Source organism: Nevskia soli DSM 19509 (genome assembly GCF_000711955.1).
Taxonomy (GTDB): domain Bacteria; phylum Pseudomonadota; class Gammaproteobacteria; order Nevskiales; family Nevskiaceae; genus Nevskia; species Nevskia soli.
This window is the reverse complement of the sequence record NZ_JONR01000053.1, coordinates 1-16,759: the sequence shown is the minus strand read 5'-3', so window position 1 is coordinate 16,759 and position 16,759 is coordinate 1. Positions and strand designations below refer to the sequence as shown.

General features: G+C 67.8%; 12 protein-coding genes. 7 read left to right on the top strand and 5 right to left on the bottom strand.

From position 1 onward, the window contains the following. Positions 1–4 precede the first annotated feature (4 nt). Both BP26_RS0120600 and BP26_RS0120595 read right to left on the bottom strand, forming a co-directional pair. Positions 5–1,522: an efflux transporter outer membrane subunit gene (locus tag BP26_RS0120600; RefSeq protein WP_051749237.1), complete on the bottom strand. Its 1,518-nt coding sequence runs from the start codon at positions 1,520–1,522 to the stop codon at positions 5–7. Beyond that, positions 1,519–2,061 carry a MarR family winged helix-turn-helix transcriptional regulator gene (locus tag BP26_RS0120595; protein WP_051749236.1) on the bottom strand — a complete coding sequence of 181 codons (543 nt, stop codon included), beginning with the start codon at positions 2,059–2,061 and terminating at the stop codon, positions 1,519–1,521. Before BP26_RS0120595 ends, BP26_RS0120600 begins: the two co-directional genes overlap by 4 nt. 619 nt (positions 2,062–2,680) lie before the next feature. Here BP26_RS0120595 and BP26_RS0120590 point away from each other — a divergent pair. Further along, entirely contained in the window at positions 2,681–4,153 is a 1,473-nt protein-coding gene (locus BP26_RS0120590) for a cellulase family glycosylhydrolase (RefSeq protein WP_029922446.1), read from the top strand. A gap of 58 nt (positions 4,154–4,211) precedes the next feature. After that, positions 4,212–4,814, top strand: coding sequence for a hypothetical protein (locus BP26_RS0120585; RefSeq protein ID WP_029922445.1), 603 nt, complete (start codon positions 4,212–4,214; stop codon positions 4,812–4,814). 116 nt (positions 4,815–4,930) lie between these two features. On the opposite strand, the gene BP26_RS27905 is transcribed toward BP26_RS0120585, so the two are convergent. Next, positions 4,931–5,914 carry a hypothetical protein gene (locus BP26_RS27905; protein WP_029922444.1) on the bottom strand — a complete coding sequence of 328 codons (984 nt, stop codon included), beginning with the start codon at positions 5,912–5,914 and terminating at the stop codon, positions 4,931–4,933. 553 nt (positions 5,915–6,467) lie between these two features. Here BP26_RS27905 and BP26_RS0120575 point away from each other — a divergent pair. The 5 genes from BP26_RS0120575 to BP26_RS0120555 all read left to right on the top strand — a co-directional run bounded on the left by BP26_RS0120575 (position 6,468) and on the right by BP26_RS0120555 (position 12,276). Continuing rightward, complete coding sequence (locus BP26_RS0120575; RefSeq protein ID WP_029922443.1) at positions 6,468–6,929, top strand: (2Fe-2S)-binding protein; 462 nt, start codon at positions 6,468–6,470, stop codon at positions 6,927–6,929. A 10-nt stretch (positions 6,930–6,939) separates the two neighbouring features. Next, entirely contained in the window at positions 6,940–9,174 is a 2,235-nt protein-coding gene (locus BP26_RS0120570; RefSeq protein WP_029922442.1) for a xanthine dehydrogenase family protein molybdopterin-binding subunit, read from the top strand. A 31-nt stretch (positions 9,175–9,205) separates the two neighbouring features. Beyond that, a complete protein-coding gene (locus BP26_RS0120565) occupies positions 9,206–10,306 on the top strand; it encodes an XdhC family protein (RefSeq protein ID WP_029922441.1) in 1,101 nt (366 codons plus the stop codon). After that, a complete protein-coding gene (locus BP26_RS0120560; protein ID WP_029922440.1) occupies positions 10,306–10,914 on the top strand; it encodes a nucleotidyltransferase family protein in 609 nt (202 codons plus the stop codon). Before BP26_RS0120565 ends, BP26_RS0120560 begins: the two co-directional genes overlap by 1 nt. A 333-nt stretch (positions 10,915–11,247) precedes the next feature. Next, positions 11,248–12,276, top strand: a complete 1,029-nt coding sequence (locus tag BP26_RS0120555) for a gluzincin family metallopeptidase (protein ID WP_051749235.1) — start codon at positions 11,248–11,250, stop codon at positions 12,274–12,276. Here the strand turns inward: BP26_RS0120555 and BP26_RS0120550 are convergent. Together BP26_RS0120550 and hrpA are read right to left on the bottom strand one after the other, a co-directional pair. Beyond that, positions 12,225–12,527, bottom strand: a complete 303-nt coding sequence (locus tag BP26_RS0120550) for a hypothetical protein (protein ID WP_029922438.1) — start codon at positions 12,525–12,527, stop codon at positions 12,225–12,227. The two genes, BP26_RS0120555 and BP26_RS0120550, sit on opposite strands and share 52 nt — an antisense overlap. A gap of 84 nt (positions 12,528–12,611) precedes the next feature. Next, complete coding sequence (hrpA, locus tag BP26_RS0120545) at positions 12,612–16,568, bottom strand: ATP-dependent RNA helicase HrpA (RefSeq protein ID WP_051749234.1); 3,957 nt, start codon at positions 16,566–16,568, stop codon at positions 12,612–12,614. Between the last annotated feature and the right edge of the window lie 191 nt (positions 16,569–16,759).

The window sequence follows — 16,759 nt, the reverse complement described above, 5'->3', positions numbered from 1 at the left end:
TCTCCTAGGGGGTGCTGGCCGCGGGCTGTGCCGGCGCGCCTGTCATGGTCTTGGTGTCGTTCACCGCCACCGGCAGTGAGGAAGGATCCTGCTGCGCGTTCCACCAGCCGCCGCCCAGCGCGCGGAACAGCGTCGCGGTGTCGGTGAAGCGCTGCGCGTCGGCCTGCACCTGGCTCAGCGCCGCGTTCTGGTACTGCTGCTCGACCGTCAGCACCTGCAGCTCGTTGAACTTGCCGGCGCGGTACTGCGCCAGCGCCAGGTCGCGGCTGGCCGCCGCCGATTGCAGGGCGCGGCCGTGCGCCGCATAGCTGTCCGCATCGTGCTGCAGCGCCTGCAGGGCATTGGCCACTTCGACGAAAGCGCCGATCACCGTGCTGCGGTAGCTGGCCTGCGATTGCTTGTAACGTTCCTTCGCCTCGTCCGCGCGCGCCGCGAGGCTGCCGCCGTTGAACAGCGGCGCGGTGAAGTCGGCGCCGAAGGACCAGATGCCGCCCGGCTGGGTGAACAGCTCGTTGAGCTTGGTCGTCTGCTGCGAGTACTGCGCCGACAAGGTCAGCGAGGGCAGGCGCGCCGCCTGGGCCACGCCGATCTGCGCGCTGGCCTGGTGCAGGCTGTCCTCGGCGGCGAGGATGTCCGGCCGTTGCCGCACCAGCGTCGACGGCAGCGACAGCGGCAGCCGGTCGGGCAGGGTGAAGTCCTTCAGGCCCAGCACCGGCATGTTGAAATCGTCCGGCGTCCTGCCGCTGAGCTGGGCCAGGGCATTGCGGTAGACGTCGCGCTGCTGCTCCAGCCCCGGCAGCGTGGCGAGGGTGGTCTCCACCTGCGTCTGCGCCTGCAGCGTGTCGCTGCGCGTGATCTTGCCGGCCGACTCCAGCTTCTGCGTCAGGTCGAGCTGCGCCTGCAACTCGTCGATCAGCGCATGCGTCACCTCGATCTGCGCCTGCGTTGCGGCATAGCCGAAGGCCGTCACCACCACCTGGTCCACCAGGGTGACGTAGGTGTTCAACGCCTGGTCGCGCGCGTTGGCCGTCGCCGCCGCCTGCGACTCGATCGAGCGGCGCACGCCGCCGAACACGTCGAGGTTGTAGGCCAGGCTCGGGCCGATGGAATAGCGGTTGGCCGTCGCCGTCAGCGAACTCGCCGGCGCATAGAGGAAACTGCCGTTGATATGTGTGCGGTCGATGCCGCCGCTGGACGTGATCTGCGGCAGCGCCGAGCCCGATACCGCCTTCAGCTCATCCTGCGCCGCCAGCAGCCCGTGGCGCGCCGCTTCCAGGTCCGGGTTGTTGGCCAGCGCATCGCGCACCAGCGCGTTCAGCGCCTCGGAATGGAACAGCTGGTACCAGCTGTCCGCCACCTCGCCGCCGTAGATCACGCCCTGGGCCGCACCCGCGGCCGGCGCGCTTTTCACCGCATAGCCGCCCGAAGCCGGCGCCTCGGGCCGCGAGAAATTTGGTCCCAGGGTACAGGCCGCGAGGGTGGCACCGGCGAGGGCGCCGGCCGTCAGCTTGAATGCCTTCATGATTTGCCTCCCGCGGCCTTGCTGTGCCGTGCCGGCTTCTCCGCCTCGGCGCGCGCTGCCGGCTGCGCGTCGGCATGTTCCTGCAGGCGCCCGAGCATGCGTTGCAGCAGCGAGATCAGTATCTCGATCTCGTTCGTGGTAAACGGCTCCGCCAGTTCGTTCAGCGCATCCACCAGGATGTGCACCGAGCCGTCCGCCTGGCGCCGCCCTTCGGGTGTGAGGGCGATCTCCACCGCGCGGCGGTCCTGCTGGCTGCGCTCGCGCCGCACGAAGCCGGCGCGCTCCAGCGAATCCACCACCCGGGTCATCGCCCCCATGTCGTGGCCGATCTCGCAGCTCAGCTGCGTCGCCGACATGTGCGGCTGGAAGCGCAGCTTCATCAGTACCATGAACTGGAGGAAGGAGATCGGCTGCGATTCGAACCGGCTCTCCGCCAGCAGCGACATCAGCGTGCCGCAGCGCTTGATGAGAAAACCGAAGCTGCGCATCGGCTCCAGGTTCTCGACGGTGTAGTACGGCTGTTTCGGGGGCGGGGACATGCTTGCTCCGGCTATATCTGCTCAAACAATAGTTGCCTGGGCAAGTATTGTCAAGGGTCCTGCAAGGCTGGAACCGGCATTCAGGCATAGCGCGAAAATCCTGGAATCACACCGGACAGTCCCCTCTCCCTACGTAGTGGGGAGAGGGTTAGGGTGAGGGGCGCTTTTTACCTGATTGAACCCCAACCTCCGTTCGCCCCGAGTGCCCGCGAAGCGGGTGTATCGAGGGGCCAAGCGCGAACTCGCAACGGCCATCCCTGGCGAGACCTCGGCAGATTTCCCCCCGGCCCGGCCATCCATGGCCGGGCGTTGCGCGTCTCATCCCTGAGACGCGCCCTTCGGGCCCGCCTCCGGCGGTCCGAATTCGCTCCCGGCGAATTCGTCGGTGCCACGCGAATGACATTGAGTCACTCGCGCAACCCCTCACCATGCGTGCCAACAAAAAACCTTGGCACGCATGGCACGCATGGCACGCATGGTGAAAAACACCATGCAGATCGCTATACGCCGTTACCCGTCTCCGTCCGGCTAGTCTGAAGGGACGGGGTTACCGGATGCGACCGTCATTAGGATGAATCCACTATAAAAGCCGCTCGGGGGAGAAATGAGACAGGCCCGCATGACCACGGCGATCGCCGTGCTCTGGTCGGTATGGCTCGCGGCCTGCGGGTCTTCCGCTGGCTCCGACGGCGCTTCATCCGCGGCCAGTTCCGCCAATGCGCAGACCCTCTCGACCTCCGGCGCGGCGCTGCACCGCGACGGCGCCTTCATGGTCGATGCCGACAACCGCGTGGTGCTGCTGCACGGCGTCAACGCGGTGTGGAAGCTCAAGCCCTACTACATCCCGCAAACGGCGCAGGGCTTCACCGCGGCAGACGCCGATTTCCTCGCCGCCAACGGCTTCAACGTGGTCCGGCTCGGCGTGCTGTTCGCCGGCGTGATGCCGCAGCAGGGCGTCATCGACCAGAACTATCTCGACCAGGTCGACAACACCGTGCAGCTGCTCGCGGCGAAACACATCTGGGTGCTGCTCGATTTCCACCAGGACCAGTACAACGAGAAATTCCAGGGCGAGGGCTTCCCGGACTGGGCGGTATCACCCAGCCTGCTGCCCAACGACGCCCACTACGGCTTTCCCCTCGACGAGTTCCTGAGCCTTGCGCTCAACGGCGCCTACGACAAGCTGTGGGCCAACCACGGCGGCATCTGGGACCAGTACCAGGCCGCCTGGGCCGCCACGGCGACGCGCTTCCGCGACCAGCCTTTCCTGCTCGGCTACGACCTGTTCAACGAGCCCTGGCCCGGCACCCTGTGGGCCACCTGCTTCGAAATCGACTGCCCGTTGTTCGACGCCACCCTGCAGAAATTCCAGCAGCAGGCGCTGGCCGGCGTGCGTTCCGCCGACACCAGCCACTTCGCCTTCTTCGAGCCGCAGCAGCTGTTCGATTTCGGAGCGCCCAGCCGTTTCGGCAAGATCGACGATCCCGCGCTGGGCCTGTCCTGGCATTCCTACTGCTCCGCCGAACTGCTGTCGTCCACCGGCCTGCCGGACCTGCCCGACTGCGCGATCCTCGAACCGCGCACCGCCGGCAACGCCGCGACCCAGAGCGCCGCCATGGGCGCCACCTCGCTGCTCACCGAGTTCGGCGCCAGCGACGATCTCGGCGACATCGGCCGCGTCACCAGGCTGGCCGACCAGCATCTCGTCGGCTGGACCTACTGGTCCTACAAGAGTTTCGGCGATCCCACCGGCGCCGCCGGCGCGGAAAGCCTGTTCAGCGACGACACCGACCTGAGTACGCTCAAGGCGCCCAAGGCCGACCTGCTGATCCGCCCCTACGCCCAGGCCATCGCCGGCACGCCGCAGGCGATGAGCTTCGATACCACCAGCAAGGCCTTCTCCCTCACCTATGTTCCGCGCAGCAGTACCGCGCCCACCGAAATCTTCCTGCCCGCGCGGCAGTACCCGAACGGCTACCAGGTGAGCGTGCAGGGTGCTCAGGTCGTTTCCGCCGCGGGCGCGAGCCTGCTGCGGGTCATGAACAATGCCGGTGCCAGCCAGGTGCAGGTCACGGTGACGGCGGCGCGCTAGGCGGGCGCCCCTGTAACAGGGGGCGTTCGCTGCGCGGCCCGCAGATTAAGCTGTTCCCATGGCCTGGCTCTCCGCAATCCCCGATCTCCTCACCGCGGCCGGCTTCCTCCTGATCTGGATGCGCACGGATCTCACCGGCGCGCAGTGGGTCGCCAACGGCGTCGCCACCATGCTGCTGGAATTCTTCGTGGTGCATGCCAGCGGCTTCTTCGCCGTGATCCTGTACAGCGGCGTCTCGCGCGCGAAACGCAGCCTCTATCTCGCCGGGCTGGCTTCGCTCTACTTGCTGATGATCGCGGGCTACGCCTTCGGCATGCGCGCCTGGTGGATGCTCGGCGCCTTCTTCTGGCTGACCCTGGGCCGCGGCATCGCCATCTGGACCAGTTCCCCCAGGGACGACCGCGAACAGCTGCAATGGGTCGCCATGAGCAGCTGGGCGGCCAGCGTCGCCTGCTACCTCGGCGCCGTGGGCGCCTCGGTGACGATGGAATGGCCGGCCCACGGCGTCACCCCGGAAGTGATCCAGGCCGCCGGCTTCAGCGGCGGCGGCGAATGGGAGACCCAGCCCTATCGCGCCCTGGTCGCGGGCGCCCTGTACTTCAGCATCATCGGCGTGCTGCGCCCCCTGATCCGCATGGCCCTGGTTCGCAGGAAAGCCTGAGCCCCGCGTCGCGACGCATCGCAGCCTTGATCCGCCGCCAATAAAAAAACCGGGACTTCCCGCAAGGGAAATCCCGGTTGTAGAAGCCGCGCCGCGGCAGCGGCCCGGCAAGCGTCCTACTTGGTCGCCGTCAGGTTCAGGTAGATGCCGGTGCTGCCGCCGGTCAGGCCCACCTTCAGCTCGGCCTTGCTCAAAACACCATTCGGATTGGTCAGGCCGGCCGGGAAGAAGGCGCCGATGCCGTTGAAGGTCTGGCCCGAGAGGCAGCTCGAAGTCAGCGACACGGTGTAATCGTTATGCGCGGTATCCGGCGTGGCCACGCTGCCGCCATAGGTGCAGCCGGTGCTGTCGGAGCCGCTGATCGCGCCGCTGGTGCCGTCGATGGTCAGCGTCGGCGTGTAGGTGGTGCCGCCGACGATGAAGGTGGCGCTATAGCTGCCCGCCACCGTTGCCAGGGATGAGGCCCGGTTCCACGCGGCGGCATTCGAAGCGGCCAGGAAGCCGACGATATTGTTGGAGGCATCGGTGAAGGTGCCGCTCAGATTGGTGGTGCTGCCGCTCAGGCCGGTGCTGGTGGTGGCCGAACCCTTGAAGGTACCGTTGTCGGTGCCGCCGGGCGTGCCGCCGACCGTGCTGCCGTTCAGGCCGTACGCCGTGACCGGAACCGAGAAGCTCGCATCGGTGAGTTGGTCCGGCGCATACAGCACGAAATTGCTGCTTTGTTTGGTGAAGAACACCGCAGTGCCGTCGGCTTCCACCATGCCGAAGAAGACCGGGGAGGAGGCGGTGCCGCCGCAGAAGGTGAGTGCGCTCGAAATGCCGGCGCCGGAGCTCGAAGAAGAACTGGAGCCGGAGGAAGAACTGCCGCTGGAGGAGGAGCTGGCCACCGAGGCGGTGAACGAGCCGCAGTAGAGGCCCTGCGCCGCGGCGCCCGAACTGCTCGACCCGCTGCCGGAGGAGGAGCCGCTGCCGGAGCTGCTCGAACTGCTGCTGGAACCACCGGAACTGCCGGAGCTGCTGGACCCGCCGTTGCTGCCGTCGCTGCCGCCGCAGGCGCTGAGCGCGCTCGCGGCCAACAAGATAAGCGCCGTCTTTTTCATGCTGTTTCTCCTGAGAATTTGGGGCGGCATTTACTGGCAAGCCCAAGCCGCTAAAAATAATTCTAGCCTCAACTTGCCATGGTTGCCGCCGCAAACCTTGACCCGGCGCACAAAACCACGGCCATCCGGCGGTTCATGACGCAAAGTTCATGTTTGGTCGCCTCGGTCCACTCCTCCGCATCTGCATGCACAGTGTTCCGGGCAATTCTGTAAAAGACGGAATCCAAGAATACTGCGCCCCGTTGCTTGCATCGGCCTTTCATCTGGCGCAGGCAAGGCCTTGTCGGCACGAGCGTTCGGTCGGCTTTTCTTGGGAGCCCCCTACGGCATTCCGTCGTGGCGGGTCCCATCCGGTACAAGGCCCGTCCCGTCCCGCATTGCGCTTGCAAAGCGCCCATGTCTGGATCAGGCTAGCGCCCCATCAATATCCACAATCTGTCACGCGCGTCGGGCAGCCGACAGTCTTTCGGATCGGCTGCGAGGTGCACGTGCAGCTACGCATGAGCCGTGGCCGCGAAACACCGGCCGGGGCTCCTTTTCCGGGAGTGCTTTCATGATCCAGTTGACCATCAATGGCAAGGGCCATTCCTACGACGGTGATCCGTCCATGCCCCTGCTCTGGTTCCTGCGCGATGTCGCCGACCTCACCGGCACCAAGTACGGCTGCGGCATGGCCCTGTGCGGCGCCTGCACCGTGCACCTCGACGGCCAGGCCATCCGCTCCTGCGTCACCCCGGTGGCCGCCGCCGCCGGCAAGAAGATCACCACCGTCGAAGCCGTCGGCGCCGACAAGGTCGGCCACGCCGTCCAAGCCGCCTGGCAGAAGCTCGACGTGGTGCAGTGCGGCTATTGCCAGTCCGGCCAGATCATGTCCGCCACCGCCCTGCTCAAGTCCAACCACAAGCCCAGCGACGCCGATATCGACGCCGCCATGAGTGGCAACGTCTGCCGCTGCGCCACCTATGTGCGCATCCGCGCGGCGATCCACGAAGCCGCCGGCACCCTGAGCGCCTGAGGAGAACTCCATGAACCAGATCTTCCTCGTCAACGAAAGCCGCCGCCGCTTCATCCAGGGCGTCGGCGGGCTGGCCTTGGGCATCTATGTCGGCGACGCCTTCGCCGACAAGGGCACGGCCGCGCCGGGCAATGGCGGCGCCGACCTGCTGGCGCCGGTCAACTTCGAGCCGAACGCCTTCGTGCGCATCGGCTCGGACAACACCGTCACCGTCATCTCCAAGCACTTGGAGATGGGTCAGGGCACCTTCACCGGCCTCGCCACCCTGCTGGCCGAGGAACTGGACGCCGACTGGACCCAGGTGAGAGTGGAAGGCGCGCCGGCCGACGTCGCCAAGTACAAGAACCTGATGATGGGCATCCAGCTCACCGGCGGCAGCACCGCCATGGCCAACTCGCATGAGCAGATGCGCAAGGCCGGCGCTGCCGCGCGCGCCATGTTCGTCTCCGCCGCGGCGGACGAATGGAAGGTGCCGGCCAATACCATCACCGTGGTCAACGGTGTGGTGCACGCCAAGTCCGGCCGCAAGGCCACTTTCGGCCAGCTGGCCGAGCGCGCGGCGAAGCAGCCGGTGCCGCAGGACGTGGCGCTGAAGGATCCCAAGACCTTCAAGCTGATCGGCCAGCCCAAGCTGCATCGCAAGGACCATGTCGACAAGACCAACGGCACCGCGATGTTCACCCAGGACTACAAGGCTCCTGGCATGCTGGTGGCGGTGGTGGCCCATCCGCAGCGCTTCGGCGCCGTGCCGAAGAGCGTCGATGCAGCCAAGGCGAAGGCCATTGCCAACGTGGTCGAAGTGGTGCAGTTCGGCGGCAGCGCTCACCGCTTCGCCGGCGTTGCCGTGCTGGCCAAGAACACCTGGGCCGCGCGCAGCGGCCGCGATGCCCTCGAGATCGAGTGGGACGAGAGCCAGGCTTTCAAGCTGGGCAGCGCCGAGATCCTGGCGCAGTACAAAGAGATGGCGAAGAAGGACGGCCTGGTCGCGCGCAAGGACGGCGATGCCGCCGCGGCGCTGGCCAAGCCGGCCAAGCTGATCGAGGCGGAGTACGAGACGCCCTACCTGTCGCACTCGGCGATGGAGCCGCTCAACTGCGTGGTCAAGCTCGGCGAGGGCGCTTGCGAGATCGTCAACGGCGAGCAGATGCACACGCCGGATCAGGGCGCCGTCGCGGCCCTGCTCGGCATCTCGCCGGACAAAGTGTCGATCACCCAGCTCTACGCCGGCGGCAGCTTCGGCCGCCGCGCCAACCCGCAGGCCGACTACGTGCTGGAAGCGGTCGCCATCGCCAAGGCCGCCTGGGACAAGGGCATCAAGGTGCCGGTGAAGATGGTGTGGACGCGCGAGGAAGACACCCGCGGCGGCTACTACCGCCCGGCCACGTTCCATACCGCGCGCCTGGCGCTGGATGGCGGCGGCCAGCTGGTCGCCTGGCATCACCATACGGTGACCCAGTCCATCATCAAGGGCACCGCCTTCGAGGCTTTCATGGTCAAGGACGGCATCGATGCCACCTCGGTCGAGGGCGTCGCCGACATGGCCTATGAGATTCCCAACGTCAAGGTCGAACTGAGCACGCCGGACAACATCGGCGTACCGGTGCAGTGGTGGCGCTCGGTCGGCCATTCCTACAACGCCTTCGTCAAGGAGGGTCTGATCGACGAAGCCGCCGCGGCCGCCGGCAAGGATCCCTACGAATACCGCCGCGCCATGCTCGGCAAGGCGCCGCGCCTCAAGGGCGTGCTGGAACTGGTGGCGGACAAGGCCGGCTGGAGCCAGCCGCTGAAGCCGGGCGCCGCCGGTGAGAAGCGCGGCCGCGGCATCGCCGTGCACGAGTCCTTCAACACCTACGTCGCCCAGGTGGCCGAGGTCACCATCAAGTCCGACGGCAGCCTCAAGGTCGACCGCGTGGTCTGCGCCGTCGACTGCGGCCTGGCGATCAATCCGGACATCATCGTCGCCCAGATGCAGGGTGGCATCGGCTTCGGCCTCACCGCCGCGCTGCACGGCGCCATCACCCTCGACGGCGGCGTGGTGCAGCAGTCCAACTTCCACCAGTACCTGCCGCTGCGCATCAACGAAATGCCGGTGGTGGAAGTGTTCATCATGCCCTCGGCGGAGAAGCCCACCGGCGTCGGCGAACCCGGCACGCCGCCGATCGCGCCCGCGGTGGTCAACGCCATCGCCGCCGCCACCGGCAAGCGCATCCGCAAGCTGCCGATCGCCGACCAGCTCACCGCATGAGTCCAGGAGTGGGGCGGAACGGTGTGGCCGCATGAATACACCGCAGGAATTCGGCGTACTGCTGGAAGGCTTCAAGCGGCTTGAGCACCAGGGCTTCGCCGGCGGCGCGGCCCTGGCCACGCTGACGCGCACCCACGGCAGCACCTTCCGCCGTGCCGGTGCGCGGATGCTGGTCTGCGGCGACGGTACCATCGTGCGCGGTCTTTCCGGCGGCTGTCCCGAGGCCGATATCATCGCCCGCGCTTACGACGTGATCGGCGCCGGCACCGCGCGCATCGTCCGCTACGACCGGGAGAACGGCCTCGACGCCCTGATCGAACTGGGCTGCGGCGGCGAACTGGAAGTGCTGATCGAACCGCTGGCGCGGCCTTCCGACCTGGGTTTCGTCGGCGCGGTGGAGCAGTGCATCGCCTCGCGCGTCCCCGGCTTCCTCGCCACCGCCTTTGCCCGCAACGGCAGCGTGCTGGGCCCGCGCCCGCGGCGCCTGGTATGGAGCGGCGCAACCTTGCACGACGAATTCGGCGACAGCGGGTTCGCCGCCGCCCTCATCGAGCACGGCGGCGCCGCGCGCCATGGCCAGCGGCCGCATGTGCAGGGCTTCGAATCCGTCCAGGGCCCGGTTGACGTGCTGTTTGAAACCCTGCTGCCGCCTTACGCGGCTGTGCTGGTCGGCATCAACGCCGCCTCGCTGGCCCTGGCGCGCATCGGCCGCGGCCTCGGCTGGGACGTGACCCTGGTCGATCACCGCGATGGCCAGCAGCCTCCTGCTGCCCTCGCGCCCGGCGCCAGGCTGGTCAGCGCCCAGCCGGGTCAGGTCGCGCAGCGCGTCAGCCTGGACAGCCGCAGCTTCGCCGTGGTCATGACCCATAACCTCGAGCGCGACATCGAGTATCTGCGCGAGCTGCTGCCCACGCCGCTGGCCTACATCGGCGCCATCGGCTCGCGCCAGCGCGCCGGCAAGCTGCTCGAAGGCTGCCAGGCCGCGCCGCCGCGCGTGCATGCCCCGGCCGGCCTCGACCTCGGTTCGGAAACGCCGGAAGAGATCGCCCTCGCCATCGCCGCGGAAATCCTCGCTGTCACCACCGGTCGTGCTGGTACCTCCCTCAGCGCCAGCTTCGGGCCGATCCACTGATGCCCGCTCAGCCCCTTGCCGCGGTGCTGCTCGCCGCAGGCTCCGCCAGTCGTTTCGGCAGCCCCAAACAACTCGCCGAGATCGACGGCGTGACCTTGGTACGGCGCGCGGCGGAAGCGATCCTGGAGTGCCGCGCCGAACTGATCGTGGTCACCGGCGCCAATGCCGAACTGGTTTCCGGCGCGCTGCGCGGCCTGCCGGTGCGGCTGGCGCACAATCCGTTCTGGGACCTGGGCATGGGCGAGTCCATCGCCCGCGGCTTCCGTGAACTGTCGCGCCAGCTCGCGCCGCCGGTGGCCAGCCTGCTGTGCCTGGTGGATCAGCCCATGGTCGGCGCGCCGCAGCTGCGGCGCCTGATCGATCGGCACCTCGCCGAACCACGGCGCATCGTGGTGAGCGATCATGGCGAAACGGTAGGGCCGCCCTGTCTGTTCCCGGCGGAGTTCTACGCCGAGCTGGCGCAGCTTTCGGGCGCCAAGGGCGCGCGCAAAGTGCTGGAAGCACACCGCGACGCGGTGGTCACGGTAGCGCTGCCGGAAGCGGCGCTGGATATCGACCTGCCCGAAGACCACGCACGGGCTTTGCAGGCCCTGGCGCAGCGCGCCTAGGGAGCCTCTGATCAATTCCAAGCCCTGCCGCGGTTTGCCCTTTGACGCAGGGCAAGGCGCGAGGAGCGTGGTGTACTGAATGTACACGAGCGACGAGCAACGCCGCCCTGCGTCAAAGGGCAAGCCGCCCGAAGGGTTGCCCCCCATTTTGCACCAGGCTGCGTTGCTCGCTCCTCATGTGCTTCAGCACACTTCGTCGCTCGCGCCTTGCCTGGCACAAAATGGGGGGGCAACGGCAGGGCTTGGAATTGATCAGAGGCTCCCTAGAGGCGGCGGGGTAGGCCTATCCCGCTTTCCCTGCCCACAAGCGGGAATCTGCGTATCCTGCATTGCATGCGAATCCTCCTGCGCCGCGGATGGCCCCTGATCCTCTGGGCGAGCCTGTCGTTTCCTGCACATGCCGCGCAGCCGCCCGAGTCTTCCACCGAAGTGCGGACCGTAGCAGCCTGTGTCGCGGGCTCACGCTTCCAGGCAGGCGGTGCCGAGTTGTCCCTGAGCTACGACGCATCCACCTTTGCGGTTGGCGCCCCGCGGATCTGCGACTGGACGGTACGCGCCGCCCTTGCCGTGCGCACCTATTACGGCCGCTTCCCCGTCAGCCGTGTGCGCATCGTCATCAAGCCGGAGAGCGGCATCGCCGTACGTGGTGGTACCACGTACGGCGATGCCGACGACGGCCAGCCGCTGATCGTCATCCGCCTGGGCCGCGACGTCGACGCGGCCACGCTCGACGACGACTGGACCATGACCCACGAGATGGTGCACCTGTCCGTGCCCTCGGTGCCGGAAAACAGCCATTGGCTGGAAGAGGGCATCGCCACCTACGTCGAGCCTGTTGCCCGCGTGCAGCGGGGCGATCTCGATGCGCCGCGCATCTGGGCAGACATGCTGCACGGCATGCGCAAGGGGCTACCCGCGCAGGGCGACCGCGGCCTCGACCATACGCCGACCTGGGGCCGCACCTACTGGGGCGGTGCCCTGTTCTGCCTGCTTGCCGACGTCGAAATCCGCCAGCGCACCGGCAACCGCAAGGGCCTGCAGGATGCCTTGCGCGGCGTGCTCGCCGCCGGCGGCAACATCCGCCAGGACTGGTCGGTGCAGCGCATTTTCGAAGTCGGCGACCGGGCCACCGGCGTGCCGGTGTTGACCGATCTGTACCACCAGATGGGCGATACGCCCATGCCGGGCCGCGAAACGTTGGAGGCGCTATGGAAGGCGCTAGGCGTCCAGGCCGACGGAGACGGGGTGCATCTGGACGAAGCGGCACCCCTGGCCGCCAGCCGCCGCGCCATCACCGCGCACAACGATCCTCATCCACCGGGCCCCGGCATCGCGGGCGCCCGCAGACCTTCCAGCCAGTAGGTCGCGCTCCACGACTGCTCGCCGACGGTTCGCGTCAAGGTGCGGATGATGGTGTCGGCCTCCGGCGGCACCGGCCGTTCGCGCACATCCACCCAGCGGCAGGCCAGCTCGGCGCGCGTGTCGATCAGCTGCAGGCCGGCGGCGCGCAACTCCCACAGCGTGCTTTCCAGTGCCGCCGCATCGCCGCCTGCATTGAACCGCGCCGTCAGTGCGCGTGCTTCCGCAGGGGTGGGGAAGGGTGCTTGCTGCATGGATGGTGCTCCGCGATGCAGGGGGAAATGAGCGCAATCATCGCAGTTAAGCGGGGCCATGGGAAAGCGCCGCGCGTCCGCCAATCAACCAGCCAGTGCCGCCTGCACCTTCGAAGCGTTCGGCGATCCGACTGCCCGCAACTCCTGCGCGAACAGGGCCACGCGCCATTCCTCGACCACCCAGCGCGCCGTGTGGAATGGCCCGGGCAGTTGTTGCGAAGCCGCCTGGATCTGCCTGGTCATTTCCAGGTCCCGCTGTGGTTTGTGCGGCAAGCGGTCCAGCCGGATCGAGGCCGCCTTCAGGTAAACCGCCACGCGCGCCCAGCTCTCCTCGGGAATCCCGGCGATGAAGCCGGGCGCGAACAGGGTCTGCAGCTGTTTGCGCAGATCGCTTGCCGCTTCCGGCCAGGGCTTGGCCGAGGTATCCAGGCGTTTGCGCAGGTCCATCGCCGCAATGAGCCAGCCACAGACATCATCCATGCGCGCCGCGGCCTCGCGGCCGAACTCGCCGCGCCGCTCCAGCGCCGAGCGAAACGCCGCCTCGTCGCGGATCGTCGCCGGCTCCCAGTAGGCCCGCGCCGCGCGCTCGGCCACCTGCAGCGCCAGCGCCTCCGCACTCAGTCCGGTTTGTGCCAGCGAAATGCCGAGACGGCTGCGCGCGGTCTTCGCCAGATCGCGCAGGCGGTCGGCCACCCGCGCCAGCAGCAAGGCCTGTGCACCTGCCTCGTGGGCTTGCCGTGCCGCGTCGGCGGATTCGAACAACCGCAGGGCGATGCGGCCTTCGTTCACACTCAATGCCGGGTAGGCTCGCGCACCGTCGATTTCCACATGCTCCGGCAATGCGCCGAAATCCCAGTCCAGCACCGTCTCGCGCGTCCAGCGCCGTGCTTCCTCGCTGTTCGCGGCACGACGCCCCAGTTCGCTGCGCGCGGCGCCGCCATGGCGTTGCTGCAGGGCCGCGAGTGTGTTCGCTTCGCCCAGCGGAGCGCCGTTCGCGTCCTCCAGCAGCAGGCGCGGCAGCAGGTGCGCTTCCAGCTTGCCCGGCGCGAAGTCGGCGGGCGTCAGCGTCACCCCGTTCATGCTGTGGAAGCGCTTGCAGATCGCCGCCAGCAATTCTCCGTCCTGCGGCCCGGTGCTCGCCGCGATGGCGTTGGCGTATTCGGCGGCGGGCGTGCACAGGCGGCGCAGCTGCATCGGCAGCGTGCGGATCAGGGCTTCGATCTTCGCCGGCAGCAATCCCGGCACCAGCCAGTCGAAGCGCGTCGCCGGCAGGGCGAACAGTTGTGCAATCGGAATGTGAAAGGTCACGCCGTCCGTGTCGCTGCCGGGATCGTGGGAGTAACTCAGCCTGATCTTCTGCCCGGCCAGGTCGAGCTGATCCGGAAACTGCGCGGACACGTCGGCGTTGGCGCCCGGCTTCAATACGTCGGCCTCGCCCATGCGCAGCAGCGCCGCGGCCTTGCCGCCTTCACCCGGCTTCTGGCCCGCGCCGAGACGGCGCAGCCAGCTGTTGAGGCCCGCCGTGCTGCAGACGTCCGGGGGGATCAGCGCATCGTAGAAGGCAAAGAACTGGCCTTCGTCGGCCAGCAGGTCCGGTCGCCGCAGCCGCGCTTCCTTGTCGCGCACCGTCTCGATCAGCGCCAGATTCTTCTCCAGGAAGGCCGGCTGCCGCGGCATGTCGCCGCGCACCAGCGCCTCGCGGATGAAGATGACGCGCGCCGCAGCCGGCTCGTCCGACCCGTAATGCCGCCAGCGCTTCAGTACCTGCATACCGAACAGGGTCACCGTCTCCATCGCCGTGACGATGCCGCGCTGCGCGTTCCATTCCGGATTCTGCAGCACGCGCTTGACCAGATGCGGCGCCACGTCGGCCAGCCATTCCGGATCGATCGAAGCATTGACGCGGGCGAACAGCTGGCTGGTTTGCGCCAGTTGCGCGCACATCAGCCAGGGCGGCGCCTTCTTCGCCAGCGTCGAGCCGGGGAAGATGCGAAAGCGCCTCCCGCGCGGGCCGACGTAGTCCGTGTTCTCCGGCTGCTTCTGGCCGATGTGGTCGATGAGGCCGGCCAGCAGGGCCTTGTGCAGCGGCGGATAGAGGGTTTCCAGCGATTGCGGCGTCGTCGGCGTATTTGCAACGGTGACACCCGAATCCGTGTCTTGCCCTTTGTGCTGCGCGGCGCGGTTTGCATTAGCGGGCAGGGCGGCATTCTGCCGCTGCCTCTGCTGCCCGTTGCCGCCGAGCATATCGACGATCTGCTTGTGAACCGACTCCCACTCCTCCATGCGCAGGTAGGAAACGAAGTGCTCCTTGCACAGGCGCCGCAACTGCCGGTTGGAGCCGCTGTCGCTCCACTCGCGCCAGCGCTGCCACAGGTTCAGCAGGGTGTAGAAATCGGATTTTGGATGTTGCCACTCGGCATGTTTCGCGCGCGCCGCGGCTTGGGCGTCCGGCGGCACCTCGTGCGGGTCCTGCACCGACAACGCCGCCGCGAGTATCCACACCTGCTCGCGGCAGGGCGTGCCGCGCCCGGCCAGCGCGATGCGCGCGATGCGCGGGTCCAGCGGCAACCGTCCCAGCTCGCGGCCGAGCGGCGTCAGCCTGCGTTCCTCGTCGAGCGCGCCGAGCGTCTGCAGCAGCCGATAGCCTTCCGCCACGTGGCGCCCTTCCGGCGCATCCAGCCAGGGGAAGTCCTCGACGTCGCCCAGGCCCAGCGTCGCCATCTGCAGGATCACCCCGGCCAGGTTGGCGCGGCGGATTTCCGGATCGGTGAACAGCGGCCGCTGCGTGAAATTCTCTTCCTCGTACAGGCGCAGTGCGATGCCCGGTCCGACGCGCCCGCAGCGGCCGGAGCGCTGGTTGGCGGCCGCCTGCGAGATCGGCTCGATCTGCAGCTGCTGTACGCCCAGCCGCGGCGAGAAGCGGTTGATGCGCGCCGTGCCGGTGTCCACCACGTAGCGGATGCCGGGCACCGTCACCGAGGTCTCGGCCACGTTGGTCGCGAGCACGATGCGCACGCCGCCGCGCGGAGAGAACACCTTGTCCTGTTTCTCCGCCGGCAGCCGCGAGTACAGGGGCAGCACCTCGGCGCGCGGAAAACGCCCGGGCAGGGAGCGGGCGAGGTCGTTGATCTCGCGCTCCCCCGGCAGGAACACCAGCGTGTCGCCGGTCCTGCCGCTGCGCCACAGTTCCTCGATGCCGGCGCTGACCTGTCCCTCCAGGTCGTCGTCCGGATCCGGTTCGCGGTAGCGCATTTCCACCGGGTACGCGCGTCCCTCGACGAGAAGGATCGGCGCGGGAATCATCTCATTGCCGCCGTTCGTGGAAGGCGACGAGAAATGCCGCGCCAGCTTCTCCGGGTCCAGTGTCGCCGAGGTGATGATCAGCTTCAGCTCCGGCCGCCTCGGCAGCAGCCGTTTGAACCAACCCAGCAGGAAGTCGATGTTGAGGCTGCGTTCATGCGCCTCGTCGAGGATGATGGTGTCGTAGGCCGGCAGCTCGCGGTCGCGTTGCAGTTCGGCCAGCAGGATGCCGTCCGTCATCAGCTTGATCAGCGAGCGCTCCGATACCCGGCGGTCGAAACGCGTCTCGTAGCCGACCAGCTCGCCGACCTTGGTGTTCAGCTCGCTGGCGATGCGATTGGCCACGCTGCGTGCCGCCAGACGCCGCGGCTGGGTGTGCCCGATCAGCCCGCGCACGCCGCGCCCCAATTCCAGGCACAGCTTCGGCAGCTGCGTGGTCTTGCCCGAGCCGGTCTCGCCGCAGATCACCACTACCTGGTGATCGCGAATCGCTTCCAGCAATTCGTCCTTGGCCTGCACCACCGGCAACTCGGCCGGGTAGGCGATCGAAGCCGGGAGCAGCGTCGCCCGGTTCTCCGCCGCGAGCAAGGCCTGCCGCACATCCCGTTCGAAGCGCGCGGTGTCGAATTTCGGATTGGCCTTTGCCGCGCCGAGTTGTCGCCCCAGGCGTGCGGCGTCGCGCAGCAGCAGCTGCGGGCGAACCAGGTCGAACTGGGCTTGGAGGGAAGCGGGCTGACTCACGAAACGGACCGGGGAAAATGGCCGCTATGATAAGGCAGGCGCCACCCTGGAACCTGCATCCTGCCGCCGGGGGCGGTTTGGATCCCGCGCTATACGCTAGGGAGCCTCTGATCAATTCCAAGCCCTGCCGCGGTTTGCCCTTTGACGCAGGGCAAGGCGCGAGGAGCGTGGTGTACTGAATGTACACGAGC

What these genes read in the sequence shown, in the direction of transcription:
- BP26_RS0120555 (WP_051749235.1), top strand. Translation starts at nt 11,248, where the DNA reads ATGCGAATCCTCCTGCGCCGCGGATGGCCCCTGATCCTCTGGGCGAGC.
- BP26_RS0120560 (WP_029922440.1), top strand. Translation starts at nt 10,306, where the DNA reads ATGCCCGCTCAGCCCCTTGCCGCGGTGCTGCTCGCCGCAGGCTCCGCC.
- BP26_RS0120565 (WP_029922441.1), top strand. Translation starts at nt 9,206, where the DNA reads ATGAATACACCGCAGGAATTCGGCGTACTGCTGGAAGGCTTCAAGCGG.
- BP26_RS0120600 (WP_051749237.1), bottom strand. Translation starts at nt 1,522, where the DNA reads ATGAAGGCATTCAAGCTGACGGCCGGCGCCCTCGCCGGTGCCACCCTC.
- BP26_RS0120590 (WP_029922446.1), top strand. Translation starts at nt 2,681, where the DNA reads ATGACCACGGCGATCGCCGTGCTCTGGTCGGTATGGCTCGCGGCCTGC.
- BP26_RS27905 (WP_029922444.1), bottom strand. Translation starts at nt 5,914, where the DNA reads ATGAAAAAGACGGCGCTTATCTTGTTGGCCGCGAGCGCGCTCAGCGCC.
- BP26_RS0120585 (WP_029922445.1), top strand. Translation starts at nt 4,212, where the DNA reads ATGGCCTGGCTCTCCGCAATCCCCGATCTCCTCACCGCGGCCGGCTTC.
- BP26_RS0120595 (WP_051749236.1), bottom strand. Translation starts at nt 2,061, where the DNA reads ATGTCCCCGCCCCCGAAACAGCCGTACTACACCGTCGAGAACCTGGAG.
- BP26_RS0120575 (WP_029922443.1), top strand. Translation starts at nt 6,468, where the DNA reads ATGATCCAGTTGACCATCAATGGCAAGGGCCATTCCTACGACGGTGAT.
- BP26_RS0120550 (WP_029922438.1), bottom strand. Translation starts at nt 12,527, where the DNA reads ATGCAGCAAGCACCCTTCCCCACCCCTGCGGAAGCACGCGCACTGACG.
- BP26_RS0120570 (WP_029922442.1), top strand. Translation starts at nt 6,940, where the DNA reads ATGAACCAGATCTTCCTCGTCAACGAAAGCCGCCGCCGCTTCATCCAG.